The following is a 17,893-nucleotide window of genomic DNA, read 5'->3' as shown; positions in this document are numbered from 1 at the left end:
ATAAAAGGAGAACGAATTATGAACTCATCTATTCAAACAATTGAAAACGTTTCATCCGTTTATCTAGGCAATACCCGCAATGTCCATATCTACCTGCCCCCAAGTTATAAGGAGGGGAGTAAGCATTATCCAGTATTGTACATGCAAGACGGTCAGAATATCTTCCACACTGCATTTAATGGACAATCCTGGAGGATGCATGAGATAGCGGATGAGTTAATTAAACAAGGGGAAATGGAAGAAATCATTATTGTTGGAATAGAGAATCACCCGACTGAACGTTCCAATGAATACAACTTTTATTTTCATGGAGAGGGGGAAGTAGATGTGCCGTTCTCAACCACGCCTTTTTCTGCAAAGGGAAATCAGTATGAAACATTCCTGATTCATGAAATCAAACCTCTTATCGATCAGACGTACCGGACCAAGAAAACCGCTGAATGTACGGCATTGATGGGTTCATCCATGGGAGGAGCGGTCAGTTATCATATCGGCTTTCGTAACCCGGAAGTATTCAGTATGGTTGGCATCATGTCGCCTTATTTCTATTATCATCATAAGGAATTGAAACGAGAGATAAGCCTGGTGAATAAATTTTCAGAGAAAGTCCCATTAAAGAAAATCTGGATGGATATTGGGGCAGAAGAAGGTCCATTAATTGAAGTTGCTCAAGTGGAAGATATGGCAGCACACCTTCTACGATTGGGATACGAGCATGAAAAAGAATTCCTGTTTCAGATTGATCACTCTGGAAAACATACAGAAGATGACTGGGCGAAAAGGGTTCATGCCCCACTGCTCTATTTCTTTGGAACAGAAAAAGGAAAGGCTGTACTGATTGATGTATTAGAAAAGAAGGAGGAAGTAGGATGCTGAGAGAAGCTGTTTACCACCGTCCAAAAGGAAACTATGCCTATCCGTTGGATCACGACACTCTTCAATTCAGGATCCGAACGAAAAGAAACGATGTAGATTCCGTTTACTTGATATGGGATGATCCTTTCCGTGGTGAAGTTGTCGATCACGTGTGGAGCTGGATTCCTAAACAGATCGAAGAAATGAATAAGTGCGGCTCGACAGAATTATATGATTATTGGACAGTGAGTATCAGGCCCCGGGACAAAAGGGTGAAATATTCCTTCGAGCTTCGGGATTCAAAGGAAGTGCTTTATTTCACTGAGAAGGGCTTCTATCCATCACTGGACGAAGCCATTTCTTCGTTCTTCCTGTATCCTTATTTATTGGAAGAAGACGTATTTGCCGCCCCAGATTGGGTGAAAGATACAATATGGTATCAGATTTTTCCGGAGAGATTTGCCAATGGAGACAAAGGGAATGATATTCAGGGAACACTCCCTTGGGGAAGTGAGGAACCAAGTGAACACACTTTCTTCGGCGGGGATTTCCAGGGAGTCATCAATCATCTCGACTATTTGGATGAGCTCGGTATCACAGGCATCTATTTCACCCCCATCTTCAAAGCTCCTTCCAATCATAAATACGATACGGAGGATTACTTAACGATTGATCCCCAGTTCGGTGATAAAGAGACATTTAAGCGATTGGTGAATGAGTGTCATAAGCGAGGAATCAAGGTTATGCTGGACGCGGTGTTTAATCACTGCGGCTTCACTTTTCCTCCCTTTCAGGATGTTTTAGAAAACGGTGAGAATTCCCGGTTCAAGGACTGGTTCCATATTGACGATTTCCCGCTACAGACAACACCGGTCCCGACATATATGACGTTTGGATACACCCATACAATGCCAAAGTTAAATACGGCGAATGAAGAAGTGCGCAGTTACCTGCTGGAAGTCGGGAGATACTGGGTGAAAGAGTTTGACATTGACGGCTGGAGGCTGGATGTTGCGAATGAGGTTTCCCATGATTTTTGGAGGGGATTCAGGAAAGAGGTCAAAAAGGTCAAACCGGATCTTTATATCCTTGGGGAGATCTGGCACGATGCCTTACCGTGGCTTCAGGGAGATCAATTCGATGCCGTCATGAATTATCCATATACGTCTCCGGCATTAGACTTCTTTGCGAAAGGTTCCATCACAGCCATTCAATTTGCCAATCAGACAACGGATGCTTATTTGATGTATCCGAAACCTGTCATGGATGCTTCTTTCAATCTGCTTGGAAGTCATGATACCCCGCGAATTGCCACTTTATGTGGCAACGATTCGAGAAAGGTTAGGGCATTGTTTACCTTCTTGCTCACTTCTCCTGGTACTCCGTGTTTTTATTACGGTGATGAAATCGGTATGACTGGAGCGATGGATCCGGGGTGCAGAAAGTGTATGGAATGGGATACAGAAAAGCAGGACCGGGAGCTGCTTACCTTTATCACCGAGCTTATTGATTTAAGGAAAAAGCACCGGGCATTAAGCAGTGAAGCAAGTATAGAATTCATTCAAAGCCCTATTGAGGAGGACGTGATTGGCTACAAGCGAAGCTGTGGGGATGAGACTGTCTTATGTTTTCTCAGCCGTTCAGACAGTAGCAAGTCCCTCACAATGCCTGATGACCTGATTGGAAAAACAGTGGAGGATTTACTGACTGGAGAAAATCCATTAACAGTGGCGTCCAAGATGGAGGTGGAGGCTTTCAGTATTAAAATTTTGAGAATCGTAGATGACAGTAAAAGGAGAAATAACTGATGACTGAAAAAGAAAAAATGTTAAATGGAGAGTACTATAATGCAAGAGATCCCGAGTTGATGGAAATGGCCAGGAAAGCAAGGGTTCTGATGGATCAATTCAACTTCTCCCCTCCAGACCAGGCAGAAAGAAAACAGGAGATTCTGGCCGGGCTTCTTGAAGCAATGGGAGAAAATGTGTGGGTGGAAAAGCCGTTCTACTGTGATTATGGACAAAACATTTCAATTGGAAAAAACACGTTTATCAATTTTAACTGTACTATTTTGGATACAAATAAAGTGACGATAGGGGAGAACGTTCTAATTGCACCGAATGTCCAGATTTATTCGGCCACTCATCCTCTCCGGGCATCTGAAAGAATCAATCTCCATCATGGTCCGGATGAAGCCCCTTACCGCACATTGACTAAGCCAATCTCTATTGGAGATAACGTGTGGATAGGCGGTAATTCAGTCATTTTGCCAGGAGTCACAATAGGAAACAATGCAGTTATCGGAGCCGGAAGTGTTGTGACGAAATCAATACCTGAAAACAGTCTAGCAGTGGGAAATCCTTGCAGAGTCGTAAGGGATATTTAGAAAATGAATAAAGAAACACCATAGTAAATCGGAAAAAGGCTGGGACCAGAGTGTTTTGGTCTAAGGAAAACCCGAACAAATCTGTTTAAAAGTAGCCAGGTTTGTTCGGGTTTTATATTTATTTTCGGGACAAGTAATTCCAGCTGTTTAAGAGGTTGGCTGGAGTGCAAGACGAAGACTCCCCCCAAATAGTGCTGTTTTAAATGCAACCACTCCTTTAGTCCCATTAAAAACCCCTATAGCAAATTGGAAAAACAAGTTATAAACTTTTTTCTATAGAATCTCTTGAACTAAATTCAATATACGTGACCTAAAGGAGTGCCAGCACAATGATTGAAGGCAAAATCATCAGCTTCTACCGTGAAAAGAGACAAATGACCCAGCGTGATCTTGGTATTGGGATTTGTTCAAGTACTCATGTCAGTAAGATTGAGAGAGGATTGACAGAGTATTCGATTGAAGTCCTGAACCTATTAGCAAACCGGTTACAGGTGGATCTAAAGAAAGAAATAGAGACTTATTATTCTATTAAATCAATGCTCCATGATTGGATGAATGCCATTATAATGAGGCAGAAAAAAAAGGCTGAGCGCATTAAGCTGCAGTTGGAGGAAATCGAGTTGTTGGAACTCTCTGACTTTCAACAATCCTTCAAGCTTATACATATACGGTACAGCATGCTCATCGGTCATTTTTCTGATGTCCCCTTGATGTTAAGGGAGATGGAGAAGGAAATGAATTTGTCTTCCCTTGATGCTAATTTACTGCTCCATAGTAAGGCGATCTACTTGATGCAATTCAAAAGGGATTATCAACTTGCCATGGTGCTTCTTAGACAAATTGATGAGTCCTCTTATCCTTACCATGAATATTATTATCACCTGGCCCTTAATCATCATTTTCTTAGGCAGCATATTTATGCCTATAAATACGCAAGCAGGAGTCTCGAATATTTTATGAAAACGAATAATTTCGTGCGGATCATCGATGCAAAAATGCTCATTCTGGTATTATTGGAGTATGATCATTTGAATGAGGATAAGGGAGAGGTATATCGATCCATGCTTGAAATGACAGAAACGTTAGGACTGCATGATCAACATTCCTTCATCCTCCATAACTATGCCTATCATCAGCTTGCACATCATCGTTATGGGGAGGCAATGGAATTATATAAACGGTCCATGAGATTGAAAGATCCTCAGAGCTCCGTCTATCTTGAGTCATTGGAAGGCTATGTCCATGCCGCATCCAAGTCAGGAAAGAAATCTGTGAGAATCCTGCTGGAACAGGTGGAGGCAGGATTGGGGTTGGCTGAAGAACTTCAGGATGAACGGCATGTGCACTTATTCAAGCTTCATAGATTCAGGATTTTAGATCAACCTGACGATTACTATGGCTATTTGGAAAACTATGCCTATCCCTATTTCTCAACCAATGGAATGCATCGTCTTAAAGAGTATTACCACATTCAGCTCTACCATCACTTTATGAAGACAGGTCAAATAGAAAAAGCCAATTCCTTTTCACGGTCGTACATAGAACCTGTAAAGCAGTATGATGTGTTTGCTTAAGAGTTCCTCCCCTCATAGTGATGGGAGGTTTTTTACTTCAGTGAGCCATTCATTTTGATAAAAAAACCCAATTTAGAATCACGATGTTAATCAAATAGTCCCAAAATTTCTTCCTTCTTAAGTGATTGACGTAAGAATTTGAGCCGGTAAACGGGAAAAAAGTACAAGAAAAACCCCGATAGGCAATTGTCAGCGCACTGCCTACAATAAACGTAACGTATACATCCGGTGAGCGCATTGAATCTAGTAATCTATCATTACAGGAGGAAATGAGATGAAGAAAAGAAGAATTCCAAAATCGGTAGCGATAGCTCTATCAGCTGCGATGCTTGTCTCCCCGGCTTTCGGTGATGTATGTGCGGAGATACCGGAAAATGTGTTAAATGGACAAGAAGAAGCATTGAGCGCACTTATGAAAGGTGAAGGGGACAACGTTGTATCTTCTGTACAGGGGACGCATCAGATTACACTTATTACCGGCGATGTCGTGACGGTAACGGAAATAGGGGAAGGGAAAAGTGTGATTGAAGTCAAACCCGCTAACGGGATCGAAGACAAGGCACGCATCATCACGGTAGATGATGAAACATTCGTCATCCCGGAAGAGGCTATGCCTTTTGTTGCAGCTGATAAGCTCGATCAGGACCTGTTCAACATCACGGAACTGGTGAAAAACGGGTATACCGACGGGAACGAAGCAACCGTTCCGATGATCGTTCAGTATAAAGAGTCCAAAGTTCGTGCCATTACAAGTACAAGCACACCTAAGGCACCTGAAGGCTCTAAACGGACGCGCGTTCTGGAAAGTATCCGGGGTGCCGCTGTATCGGCTGAGAAATCACAAGCCAAGAAATTCTGGGACGCGGTGACAGATGAAGTGGATCCAGAAGAAGCAACGGGAAATGCACATGCAGAAATTGAATTGGAACAAGGAATCGAGAAGATCTGGCTGGATGGAAAAGTGGAAGCAGCACTTGAGCAAAGCGTTCCACAGGTCGGCGCTCCGATTGCATGGGATCTTGGGCTTGATGGGACAGGGACCACCGTCGCCGTTCTTGATACGGGAATCGACCCCGAGCATCCGGACGTATCCGGAAAGATTAAGGAAAGTAAGAGCTTCGTTCCGGGAGAGGATATCCTTGATTATCATTCCCATGGTACACATGTCGCTTCAATTGTATTGGGAACAGGGGCAGCTTCCGATGGTAAAAAGAAAGGTGTCGCCCCGGGAGCTGATCTGATCGTGGGGAAAGTGTTGAGTAACAGTGGCTCCGGACTGAACTCCTGGATCATTGACGGAATGGAATGGGCAGCTGAAAACGCAGATGTTGTCAATATGAGTTTGGGAAGTAATGAACCAAGTGATGGAAAGGACCCAATGGCCCAAGCATTGAACGAAATCACAGAAGCAACCGGTACTTTATTCGTAGTTGCGGCAGGCAATACAGGAGGTGCGGCCACTATCGGATCTCCGGGGGCAGCCGATAAAGCGCTTACGATCGGGGCAGTATCCAAAACAGATCGACTTGCCAGTTTTTCTTCAAAAGGGCCACGTATTGGAGATCAGGGGTTAAAACCAGATTTATCCGCTCCAGGTGTAGGGATTATTGCGGCGCGATCCCATTATTCAAGTGGCCAAGGCTACTATTCAACGAAGAACGGAACTTCCATGGCAACCCCTCACGTAGCCGGAGCAGCGGCCATTCTTAAGCAGAAGCACCCTGACTGGACAGGGGAAGACATAAAAGAAGCGCTTATGAGCACAACCAAGAAATTGAATTATCTGCCTTATGAGATAGGGACGGGGCGTCTCGACATACCGGCTTCATTAGGAGGAGTCCGTGCGACAGGTTCTATCCACTTCGGATTCTTCGATTGGCCTCACGAAGAGGAAGAAAGCGTCGAACGGATCGTTACGTATACGAATGATGGAGATGAACCGATCACATTAGATCTTACCACTGATTTCAGGGATAAAGAGGGCAACGCTGCACCTGATGGGTTGATCCAGCTATCTCAGGGTCAGGTGACTGTCCCGGCTAACGGAACAGCTTCAATTAGTGTGACAGCTGACGTGGACCTGGCTGCAGCAGGGGCTACCCTACAAGGTCATATCAATGCAGAATCCGAGGGTTCATCTGTTGTCCATACCTCCATGAGTTTAGTGAAAGAAAGGGAACTTTATTCGATGAAGATCCGGGCGATCGATCGGGATGGTTCACCGAATCTGGCTTATGTCACGGTATATTCGCCGACCCTGGGAATCAACTTTGTCAGAGTAGATGGTGAAAAAGAACTTCGTCTTCCGCCGGATACCTATTCCGTCACATCGATGATGGATGTAGATGTAGAAACGGATCACTCAGGTGTTGCATTTGTAGGAAATCCGGAATTAGAGTTGGAACAAGACTCGATTGTTGAACTGGATGCCCGGGAAGCGAATGAGGTAATCGTTAAAACACCTAAAAAAGCTGAAGAAATCTATAAGAGAATGGACTACATCCGTCAGTTTGAAAAAGGGATTGTCGGAGAACAATGGACACTCCCTGTGACGGACGATAAAATATATGCCGTTCCAATCGAAGGGGTGAAGGAAGGCACATTTGAGTATTCCACACGTTGGCGTTTATTCAAACCAACTCTGGATATGAACTTCCGTGGCCGTATACTGGAAGATCTGCCTCAAGCAGGGGTAATCCATCTGGAAGGCAAACACAACCTGAAAGTGGTATATGCAGGAAAAGGGGCAGCTTCTGATTACGAAGGAGTCGACGCTGGTGGGAAAGCCGTGGTTATTGAGCGAAGTGATGACGTCACTCCTTTCGAAAGGGCTAAAGCAGCGATTGCAGCGGGGGCGAAACTACTCATCGTGGTGAATGATACGCCTAAAGAGTTGATAGAGATGTATTTAGATACGAAGGAATCCAAAGAGCACATCCCGCTTGCCGTTACATCCGTCACAAGTGTGGATGGAGAAGAGTTGATCGAAGCAGCGAAAAAAGGGAACCTGGTCCTTCCGTTAGAAGGTTCACCGATATCTCCCTATTCATACGATTTGATTTCAGTCTACACCGATTCCATACCGGATGAAACGTTGGTATATGCACCTACACCTGATGAAATGGCCAAAGTGGAGACTCATTATCATGCAGACCGGGAAGTATGGGGCGAGGAGCACCGTTTTGATTTCCGTCCGGTGCGTAAGGTTGACCGCGTACTCGGAAGGGCTGCCGTGAAACTCCCTCACGACAGGGAAGAATGGGTTTCTACAACTGAAGGAAGCACGTGGTATCAAAAGACAGGCATGTACAATGGTGATTCCTATTGGGAGGTGAGGGACAAGCAGATGGACTACGATGCAGGCGACCGCTTAGAACATAACTGGTTTGGCTCGGTAGTCCGTCCGGCATTTGGACCGGGCATCTTCTATCCTTATCGTCAGGGGAATATCTTCTACTTGAATATTCCCGGCTGGGGAGATTCAGGACCGGGGCATTCAGGCTTCATGGAATCGGATACGATGAAGGATACCAAACTGACGCTCTATCAGGAAGATAAGTTGGTTAAGGAACAATACGGGCAGGCATTGCTCTCTTGGATGCATAACCATCCGACTGAACGAACGAAGTACCGTCTCATTTCTGAGAATGTACGTGATCCGGAACTGTGGAGCACGTCAATAAAAGCCCAAACCGAGTGGACGTTCTGGTCAGAGTACCAAGGACCCGGCAAATCGACTGTACCACTTATAGAGCTTGGATATGACATAAAGACAGACATCGCCAATCGTGTCGAAGCGAACAGATCAATAGAAATGGTCTTATCGGCAGAGCATATTGAAGATGCAGTGGGGATAGGCAATATCGAGGGGGCAACTCTGGAAGTTTCTTTTAATGAGGGACAAACATGGAAAGACGTGGACCTCTCTGTAGAAGGTGCCCAATGGAAAGCTAAAGTCAAGCACCCGAATGATCCGGATGGCTCTGTTTCTCTGCGTGCAAGCGCGTGGGATGATGCCGGTAACTCGGTTAAACAAGAGATCATCAAGGCTTATGAATTGAAATAGCATATGAAACGTGCAGATAGGTTGATGTCTGCACGTTATTTTTATGTTTAAGAGCTCAGATCAAGATGCAATTGGAATAGGGTATGATATGGAATGGTTCTCTCAAAGGCTGCTGACGTCTCCTCGCTATTAAACTCACCCATTTATTCATCGTCTCCTAATCTTCAAACTTCCAAAACCCCCTGGAATTTTATTACTTATAGGAAAAAGGGCCTGATTCCCTGTGTGGATTTCATACGATATTCGATTCTAAAGCTTGATGTTTCGGGACAGATCCACCTCAAAAACCCCGATAGTCAATCATCTGAATATTACCTAAAATAATAATAGTGCCAAACAAAGTAGAATTCTACTAATCTCGTAAGGAGGAAAGAATATGAATACGAAAAGTAAGTTGCCAAAGCCGATCGGACTCGCTTTATCGGCGCTTTTACTTGTATCTCCCGGAATAGGAGCGGGGGCACAGTCTCCGATAAACGTTATGAATGATAGAGAAGACGCGTTAAACTCCCTTATCAAGTCGGAGGAGCATAGTGTTGTTTCCAATTCCATACAAGGAACCCATAAGATCACACTGATTACAGGTGATGTGGTTACGGTAACGGAAATCGGAGAAGGGAAAAGCATAATCGAGGTGGAACCGGCAGATGGGGTGGAGGACCGCACCCGTATCATTACGGTGGATGATGAAACGTTCGTTATTCCGGAAGACGCCATGCCATTTCTAGCAGCGGACAAGCTCGATCAGGATCTATTCAACATCACGGAATTGATTGATAACGGGTATGCAGATGGAGAAAACGCGACCGTTCCGATGATTGTTCAATACAAAGAGTCCATGGCCCGTGCTGTTTCAAGCACACCAAAAGCCCCGGAAGGTTCAAAGGTCACCCATGTCCTGGAAAGTATCCGTGGTGCAGCTGTTTCGGCTGAAAAGTCACAGGCAAAGAAATTCTGGGACTCGGTGACAGATGAAGTAGACGAGCAAGAAATGAAAGAAAGTACAGTAGAGATTGAATTGGAACAAGGGATCGAGAAGATCTGGCTCGATGGAAAAGTGGAAGCGACACTTGATCAGAGTGTTTCCCAAATCGGGGCTCCCAAAGCCTGGGATTCAGGCTTGGATGGGAGCGGGACGACCGTCGCAGTACTTGATTCAGGAATCGATCCAGATCACCCGGACTTTGAAGGAAAGTTAAAGGAGAGTAAAAGCTTCGTTCAGGGTGAAGATATTCTGGATTACAACTCCCATGGAACCCATGTGGCTTCAACCGTTTTGGGGACAGGTGCCGCTTCTGACGGAAAGATGAAAGGCGTGGCTCCGGGAGCAGATTTGATTGTCGGGAAAGTCTTGGCGAATAATGGAACCGGTCTCAACTCCTGGATCATTGATGGGATGGAATGGGCATCAGAAAGAGCCGATGTTGTCAACATGAGCCTTGGCAGCCGTGAACCGAGCGATGGAAGCGACCCGATGTCACAAGCGTTGAATGAATTAAGTGAAGAAAAGGGTACGTTGTTTGTTGTAGCAGCAGGTAACCGCGGCGGTGAAAGCACCATCGGTTCGCCGGGGGCAGCCGAGCACGCACTGACAGTGGGAGCTGTTACCAAAACAGATCAACTGGCGGGATTTTCCTCAAGAGGCCCTCGAATCGGTGACAAAGGTCTAAAGCCTGATGTATCAGCACCAGGGGTCGGGATTGTTGCGGCTCGCTCACAATACATGAGTAATGGAGAAGGTTTTTACACTTCCAAGAACGGTACATCGATGGCAACCCCTCACGTAGCGGGAGCCGCGGCAATCCTTAAACAACAGAATCCTGATTGGAAAGGAACTCAGTTGAAGGAAGCTCTGATGAGTACCACGGAAAAATTGAATTACAAGCCTTACGAAGTAGGAACCGGTCAACTTGATATTCCGGCAGCATTGGGTGATGTAACCGCAACAGGTTCCATTCATTTCGGATTTCTCGACTGGCCACATGATGAAACCGAAAGCATTGAGCGGGTAGTGACGTACACAAATGATGGAGATGGGCCGGTTTCATTGGACCTGTCAACAACGTTCACTGATACAGAAGGAAATGCAGCCGCTGATGGGATGGTGACATTATCCGAAGATCAAGTGACAGTACCCGCTAACGGTGAAGCATCCGTCACAGTGTCAATGGATGTAGAAAAGGCTCCGCCGGGATCAACTTTCCAAGGTCATCTCACGGCAAGTTCACAGGGTGAAAAGGTTGTACATACAAGTATGAGTCTTGTGAAAGAAGAAGAACGTTATAACCTGACGATCCGGGCAATCGATCGGGACGGCTCACCGAATGAAGCGTACGTTCAAATTTATTCACCTCAAAAGGGATTGAAGTTGGTAAGAATCAATGGTGAAGAAGATTTAAGACTTTCTCCAGACACCTATTCCATCACCTCCCTCATGGATGTCGATGCTGATACGGACCACTCAGGTGTGGCTTTTGTCGGGGATCCAGAATTTGAATTAAAGGAAGACGCGGTGATTGAACTTGATGGCAGAAAAGCGAATGAACTTGTCGCCAAAGCACCGAAAGAAACAGAAGAAGTATACAGAAGAATGGATTACATACGTGAATTTGAAAACGGTAGGATCGGCCAGCAGTTCACCCTTCCTTCAACCGATGACAACGTTTACGCAGTACCTGTTGAGAAAGTGGAAGACGGCATAATGGAATTCACTACGCGCTGGCGCCTGGTGAAACCTGTGATCGAGATGAATTTCCGTGGCCAAGTTCTCGATGATCTTCCTCAAATCGGCGTGACACATTTAGAAGGAAATCACAGCCTTCAAGTGGTATATGCTGGTAAGGGGGCTGCATCGGATTACGAAGGTATTGATGCCAAAGGAAAAGCCGTCGTCATTGAGCGTAGTGATGAAGTGGAGTCCTATGATCGAGGGAAGGCAGCCATGGCAGCGGGAGCAAAGCTTCTCATCGTAGTCAACGATGCACCTCAAGAGTTGGTTGAGCCATACAGGAATGTAAATGAGAGTTATGATCCAATTCCCCTTGCCGTTACATCTGTAACGAGTGTGGATGGGAAAGAACTGATTGAAGCTTCACGTACTGGAAATCTGGTCCTGCCTGTTAAAGGGGCTCCAAACTCTCCTTATTCATATGACTTGATTTCAGTCTACACTGATTCTATCCCTGATGGACCACTGGTTTATGCCCCGAAACCGGAGGAACTGGCTAAAGTGGACACTTCCTATCATTCAGATCGGGAGGCTGCAGGAGAAGAATGGCGCTTTGATTTCCGTCCAAACCGTACGGTAGACCGCAAATTCAGGTGGGAACCAATTGAGTTTCCTCATCAAAGGGAAGAATGGATCTCTACGACTGAAGGAAGTTCATGGTATCAAAAAGCTGCCATGACAGGTTCTGATGAAGACTTTTGGGAAATGAGGGATGGGCTAACGGCATATGAAGCAGGTGACCGTTTAGATAAAACCTGGTTTGGTGCAGTGATAAGCCCATCTTTCGGAGAGGGATATTTCTCCCCTTTCCGTGAAAGGAACCGATTCTACTTTAACGTACCAGGTTGGGGCGATTCCGAGGCAGGGCATGCTGGCTCGAACCCCTATACACTTGATGATCAGAATTTAAAATTTTATCAGGGAGATACCCTTATCAAGGAAGCAATAGGACAAGGGCTCTCCACAAGTCATAATAATCCGAGCGAACGTACCCAATATCGACTCGTTTCAGATAACACTCGTAACCCTGAACGTTATGACACATCTGTAAGAACCCATACGGAGTGGACATTCTGGTCAGAGTATCAGGGGTTAGAGGAAACAACAGTACCGCTCATGGAACTTAACTTCAACGTAAAAACAGACATGGCAAATCAAGTAGAAGCCAACAGTACGACACAAATGACCCTATCAGCCGATCATATTGAAGACGCTGTGGGTGCCGGAAACGTGGAGGGAGCTACACTGGAAATCTCCTTTGATGAAGGCCAAACGTGGAAAGCGGTTGATTTGTCAGCTGAAGGTTCACAGTGGAAAGCCAATATCAAACATCCGAATAACCCGGGCGGATCCGTCTCCCTACGAGCAAGTGCATGGGACGATGCGGGCAATACGATCAAGCAGGAAGTCATTAAGGCGTACAGATTAAAGTAGTTGTTAGCTCATTTTATGGTGTTAATCAAATAGACAAAGAAAGGCGGGTAAGGTTGATCCTATGCTCGCCTTTTTGTCATGGAATGGCCAACATATTTAAAGGAAAACAGTAGACAATCAGAGAAAATAATACATGACGGATTCTCTGTGAGAAGGTAATATCTTAGTGTAGCAGACATGATTGCCAGAGGGTGTAGCTATATATCCTCTGACTCAACGAAAAAAAGGGGGGATTTGACGATGAATCTATTATATGAAGTGATTCCGGAAGAAAAGGCAGAATACTGTCGGGACCTGTGCAATGAACTGATGGACTTTCAACAATTAAAGGCTATTATTACTCCAGAACGGTTTGACAGCATGAATTTTGATACCAGGATGCTGCCATCGATCCAAAGTGCGTTACACAATTACATAGTGGTGGTGAAGGATTCTCATAAACATGACGAAATTGTCGCCTATGTGTATTCCAACATATCACCTAAAGAATCGTATTCAAATGACTTTGCCACGTTTTTCGATCTTTCATCGGTTAAGAAAGAGAATGTAGGATGTTTATCCCAATTTTATATTAAAGAGGGGTATCGGCAATTCGGTGTGGGATCCAGGCTTTTTACCATGTCTATGGATTGGTTGAAAACATTCGAGGATGTGGAAGATTATTTTGTGTTTACATCGAATGGGAATCAAGAGGCGTTGGAATTCTATCAGCGGAAAGGGTTCTCGGTTTCTCATGATATCCTGGATGGCTTTATCACGGTTTTACGAAGTCATAGGCGAAGATAGGGCCAATTTTGACTATCCAGTATGTAAAATATATAGTTGAAATCAGATAAGGTTAATCCTGAACGGCATCATTTTAAAGTAGGAGGGAACAAGATGGATGTATTTGCACCATATTTAGCAGGTATCGATAATCCCGACCATCGCAATCGAATGGAGGAAATCCTGAAGTGGATCATGGAGAAATTCCCGCAAATGGAACCAGTGATGAAATGGAATACCCCTATGTTTACTGATCACGGGACATACATCATAGGTATCTCCACTGCGAAGCAACATGTAAGCGTTGCACCCGAGGAAGTAACCATGACGCGTTTTGCCGATGGAATTGAACGAGCCGGCTACAGTGCCACCAAGGGCTTATTTCGAATTAAATGGAAAGACCCTGTGGATTATAAATTGCTTGAGGATATGATTACATATAATATTCAGGATAAAGCAGAATACACGGGATTTTGGCGGAAATAGACAACACTTAGAGTTCAAATAAGAAGGAGTGTTCCATGATGATAAAGCCGAATCGTAAGGTTGATGGATTTATAAAAAAAACCAAGACCTGGAAGGAAGAATTTGAGAGGTTGAGAAGCATCCTTCTTGGCTTTGAGGAGCTGGACGAAGAAATCAAGTGGATGCATCCTTGTTACACGCTAGAGGGTAAAAACATCGTGTTAATGCATGGATTTAAAGACTATTGTGCGCTTCTGTTTCACAAAGGGGCCTTATTAAAGGACCCTGACGGGATTCTCATCCAACAAACGGAGAATGTGCAGGCAGCGCGCCAGATCCGGTTCACGAATGTTCAAGAAATCATAGAAATGAAGCCAATCTTGAAAGCGTATATCCAGGAAGCCATTGAAGTGGAAAAGGCCGGTTTGCAAGTGGAATTAAAAAAGACAGAAGAATACACCATCCCGGAAGAACTTCAAACCAAGTTCGATGAAGTCCCTGCCTTGAAGACGGCTTTTGAAGAATTGACCCCGGGAAGGCAACGAGCCTACATTCTTTATTTCTCTAAAGCCAAACAATCCAAAACCCGCGAATCAAGGATTGAAAAATATATGGAGCATATTCTTGATGGTAAGGGATTGAATGATTAATAGGGACCTGTCCCCTCGTCCCACATGAATAATTAGGACGAAAGCAAAATAGGTATATAGAAAGACTGATGGTACAAGTTCCATCTTGTACTGAGCTCTGGATTGGGGCTGATTCTATGTATCGAAACAGAAATAGAGATAGGCTTGTGAACATCGTCATTTTATCGCTCGTTTGCATCCTTATGTTTCATATCATTCGGATTATCCTTCACGTTAAGGTTTACTTCGTGTATAGCATGGGGATGGGCTATCTTTTATTTATTGGACTAATCATCTTCCTGATTATGTTCCTATATTTGAAAAGATGACGGTCCTCAAGGAAAACGCAATTAATAAGATTGCGTTTTTTTTATTGGCATTTAAAGGGTTTTCACAGGAGTTTAGTAGAATATGAAAAGTGAGGATACAATTTCTGAGAGTGGAGGGATTTCACATGAGGAAACTGCTCGTGTTCGGCGCAAGTGGATTAGTGGGGAAGGCGTTGGTGGAAGAGTGCAAAGATTCCTTTGATGTATTTGGGACCTATGCAACCAGGCCGGTAGATCTTCCAGAAGAAAAACAATTTCAATTAGAAATCAGCGATATGGATAAGATGAAAGAAATCGTTCAGTCCATCAAACCCGATAGCATCATTTCATGTCTAAGAGGTGATTTCGATCAACAGCTTGAATTTCATAGGGAGCTGGCATTGGAAATCGAAAACACAGAAAGAGTACTCTATTATTTTTCAACGGCAAATGTGTTTGATGGGGATTCCACGAAGCATCATTCAGAAGAAGACACTCCTAACGCTGAATCACCTTATGGACAGTTCAAAATGGAGTGTGAAAATATGTTGCAGGAAGTTTTAAAGGAACGTGCGGTTATGATACGAATTCCGCAAATATGGGGGAAAAAGTCTCCGAGGTTGGATCAAGTCAGAAGTGGAATTGAGAATAACTCGATCGATGTATACAGCAATCTGGAGTGCAATCATCTAACGGATGAATTCCTTGCAAAACAGTTGAAATACATCATCCTCCATAAACTTTCAGGAGTTTTTCACCTTGGTGCAGTCGATATGATGTCTCAAGATCGCTTTATTAAAGAATTAGTCAGCACTCTTACAGACAAAGAAATAAAATTTCATTATCGTTTGCTTCAAGATATACCAGATACATATCATTTTGGATTGAAGAGCATTCGAAACGATCTTCCAAGAAGTTTGTTGAAGACGAATAGGGAAATGATAAACGATATAGTTAGTCCAGATGGTTCACGATGAATTATCAGAATGGATAAGAATTTTGTGACCTGAGAATAAAATATAATCATAAATTAAATGGAGCAATGGAACATGAAAGTAGAACGATTACTGGCGATTATCATCAAGTTATTAAATACCAATAGAATAACGGCAAAAAAGCTTGCCGAAGAGTTCGAGGTCTCTGTACGGACGATTCAAAAGGGATATCGAATCAATTAACCTCGCGGGTATTCCGATTGTTTCATATAAAGGTTCTAACGGCGGCTATGGAATTCTTGAGGAATACAAAATCAGTACAGGATTATTTAACGATATAGAATATGAATTGCTGCTCACTGCATTAAATGGTGTCTATAAAACCTATGATGATAGACAATTAAAACAAATTATTGAAAAGCTGACATCCATAAAGTCAAATGGGAACGTTCATCAAACTTCACCCGTTTGGTTAGATTTGGTGGCTGGGGACCGACTGAAAAAAGGAAAGAAAAAATAAATATGATCAAACAATCGATTGAATCCAATAAAGTCATTGCTTTTCAATATATTGATATTAATGGAAGCTATACAGAAAGAGAAATTGAACCTGTTACGTTGATTCTAAAGATCAATAAATGGTATGTGTATGCTTTTTGTAAACTAAGAAATGAATATCGGTTGTTTAAATTAGGAAGAATGCAAAACATGAAACGTACATCTAAACCTATTGAGCAAAGAGAACGAAGCGAACATGAAAGCTTTTACCGGCACAATCGTGAAATGGTTACAATCACACTAAAGTTCACTCAACATGCTTTAAATGAGTTGGAGGATTATTTCGATTTAGATTCTGTAGAATTCGGTGATGACGGGTGGGTTTATCTGACTGAATCATTCCCGGAAGATGAATGGGTCTATCGTATGATCTTAAGTCTCGGCTCCGAAATAGAAGTTCTTGAGCCAGTACATATTAGGGAGATTATGAAAGAAAGAGCAAAGAAAATATATGATAAATATTAAGAAATACGACATAATGGTGTCGGCTTATGTGTGATACGGTATCAATATGAATCAATTCTAATAAATAGGAGGGATCAACATGTCAGTAGTGAATCAATTAGCTTCCCAGCTTAATAGAAATGACGAAGAGCCAAATATTGAGCTGGCACACACGTTAGCTAATGAAGAAAATCATGCAGGTATAGAAGAGGTTATTGAAGGTCTGTCTAGCAAAGATAAAAAGGTTCAACATGACTGTATCAAAGTAATGTATGAAATCGGACAGGTTAAACCAGAACTGATAAGTAAGTATGCCCTGACCTTTATAGAGTTGATGAAAAGCCGTAATAATCGTTTAGTATGGGGTGCGATGACAGCATTATCAACAATTACTGAGGAATCTTCAGAAACGATCATGGCTCACCTTCACACAATAAAGAGTGCCATGAAAATGGGTTCGGTCATTACCATTGATAAAGGTGTTCTAACTCTTGCGAAGCTCGCGGCGGTTAGTAAGGAAAATAATGATGCGATTTTTCCATTCTTACTCCAGCACCTTGAGAATTGTAGAACAAAAGAAGTGCCTCAGCACTCTGAAAGCACAATGGTAGCTGTTACAGGTGAAAATAGAGAGGGATTTCTGAATGTGTTACGAAAAAGAGAACCCTATTTAACGGCCCCTCAACTAAAAAGAGTAAAAAAAATCTATAAAACCTTGGAAGCGTAATGAGGTTAAATAGTGAGGT

General features: G+C 43.5%; 14 protein-coding genes. All 14 read left to right on the top strand.

Annotated features, from left to right (window positions below; genetic code table 11):
- Positions 1-18: 18 nt before the first annotated feature.
- The 14 genes from AAEM60_RS17845 (at position 19) to AAEM60_RS17780 (ending at position 17,874) form a co-directional block, all read left to right on the top strand.
- Positions 19-876 (top strand): alpha/beta hydrolase-fold protein, encoded by an 858-nt coding sequence (locus AAEM60_RS17845; protein WP_299739248.1) that lies wholly within the window; start codon positions 19-21, stop codon positions 874-876.
- Positions 870-2,663 (top strand): glycoside hydrolase family 13 protein, encoded by a 1,794-nt coding sequence (locus tag AAEM60_RS17840; RefSeq protein ID WP_299739246.1) that lies wholly within the window; start codon positions 870-872, stop codon positions 2,661-2,663. Before AAEM60_RS17845 ends, AAEM60_RS17840 begins: the two co-directional genes overlap by 7 nt.
- The gene (locus AAEM60_RS17835; RefSeq protein WP_299739673.1) at positions 2,660-3,241 is read left to right on the top strand and encodes a sugar O-acetyltransferase; all 582 of its coding nucleotides are present in this window, start codon (positions 2,660-2,662) and stop codon (positions 3,239-3,241) included. Before AAEM60_RS17840 ends, AAEM60_RS17835 begins: the two co-directional genes overlap by 4 nt.
- A 329-nt stretch (positions 3,242-3,570) precedes the next feature.
- Positions 3,571-4,815: a helix-turn-helix transcriptional regulator gene (locus AAEM60_RS17830; protein ID WP_299739244.1), complete on the top strand. Its 1,245-nt coding sequence runs from the start codon at positions 3,571-3,573 to the stop codon at positions 4,813-4,815.
- 274 nt (positions 4,816-5,089) lie between these two features.
- Entirely contained in the window at positions 5,090-8,881 is a 3,792-nt protein-coding gene (locus AAEM60_RS17825) for a S8 family serine peptidase (RefSeq protein ID WP_341356820.1), read from the top strand.
- 376 nt (positions 8,882-9,257) lie between these two features.
- The gene (locus AAEM60_RS17820) at positions 9,258-13,043 is read left to right on the top strand and encodes a S8 family serine peptidase (RefSeq protein ID WP_341356819.1); all 3,786 of its coding nucleotides are present in this window, start codon (positions 9,258-9,260) and stop codon (positions 13,041-13,043) included.
- 240 nt (positions 13,044-13,283) lie between these two features.
- Positions 13,284-13,829 carry a GNAT family N-acetyltransferase gene (locus AAEM60_RS17815; protein WP_341356818.1) on the top strand — a complete coding sequence of 182 codons (546 nt, stop codon included), beginning with the start codon at positions 13,284-13,286 and terminating at the stop codon, positions 13,827-13,829.
- A gap of 93 nt (positions 13,830-13,922) precedes the next feature.
- Positions 13,923-14,294 carry an iron chaperone gene (locus AAEM60_RS17810; RefSeq protein ID WP_341356817.1) on the top strand — a complete coding sequence of 124 codons (372 nt, stop codon included), beginning with the start codon at positions 13,923-13,925 and terminating at the stop codon, positions 14,292-14,294.
- Between the two features lie 38 nt (positions 14,295-14,332).
- Positions 14,333-14,923, top strand: a complete 591-nt coding sequence (locus tag AAEM60_RS17805; RefSeq protein ID WP_341358015.1) for a YdeI family protein — start codon at positions 14,333-14,335, stop codon at positions 14,921-14,923.
- Between the two features lie 433 nt (positions 14,924-15,356).
- Positions 15,357-16,187: a sugar nucleotide-binding protein gene (locus AAEM60_RS17800; protein WP_341356816.1), complete on the top strand. Its 831-nt coding sequence runs from the start codon at positions 15,357-15,359 to the stop codon at positions 16,185-16,187.
- Between the two features lie 72 nt (positions 16,188-16,259).
- Complete coding sequence (locus AAEM60_RS17795) at positions 16,260-16,388, top strand: HTH domain-containing protein (RefSeq protein WP_341356815.1); 129 nt, start codon at positions 16,260-16,262, stop codon at positions 16,386-16,388.
- Positions 16,330-16,665 carry a hypothetical protein gene (locus AAEM60_RS17790; RefSeq protein WP_341356814.1) on the top strand — a complete coding sequence of 112 codons (336 nt, stop codon included), beginning with the start codon at positions 16,330-16,332 and terminating at the stop codon, positions 16,663-16,665. The genes AAEM60_RS17795 and AAEM60_RS17790 overlap by 59 nt, the downstream gene beginning before the upstream one ends.
- 2 nt (positions 16,666-16,667) lie before the next feature.
- Positions 16,668-17,168, top strand: a complete 501-nt coding sequence (locus AAEM60_RS17785) for a WYL domain-containing protein (RefSeq protein WP_341356813.1) — start codon at positions 16,668-16,670, stop codon at positions 17,166-17,168.
- A 79-nt stretch (positions 17,169-17,247) separates the two neighbouring features.
- Positions 17,248-17,874, top strand: coding sequence for a hypothetical protein (locus AAEM60_RS17780; protein ID WP_341356812.1), 627 nt, complete (start codon positions 17,248-17,250; stop codon positions 17,872-17,874).
- Positions 17,875-17,893: the final 19 nt, after the last annotated feature.

Origin of the sequence: Rossellomorea sp. y25 (genome assembly GCF_038049935.1) — a bacterium.
Taxonomy (GTDB): domain Bacteria; phylum Bacillota; class Bacilli; order Bacillales; family Bacillaceae_B; genus Rossellomorea.
This window is presented reverse-complemented; position numbering and strand designations above follow the sequence as displayed.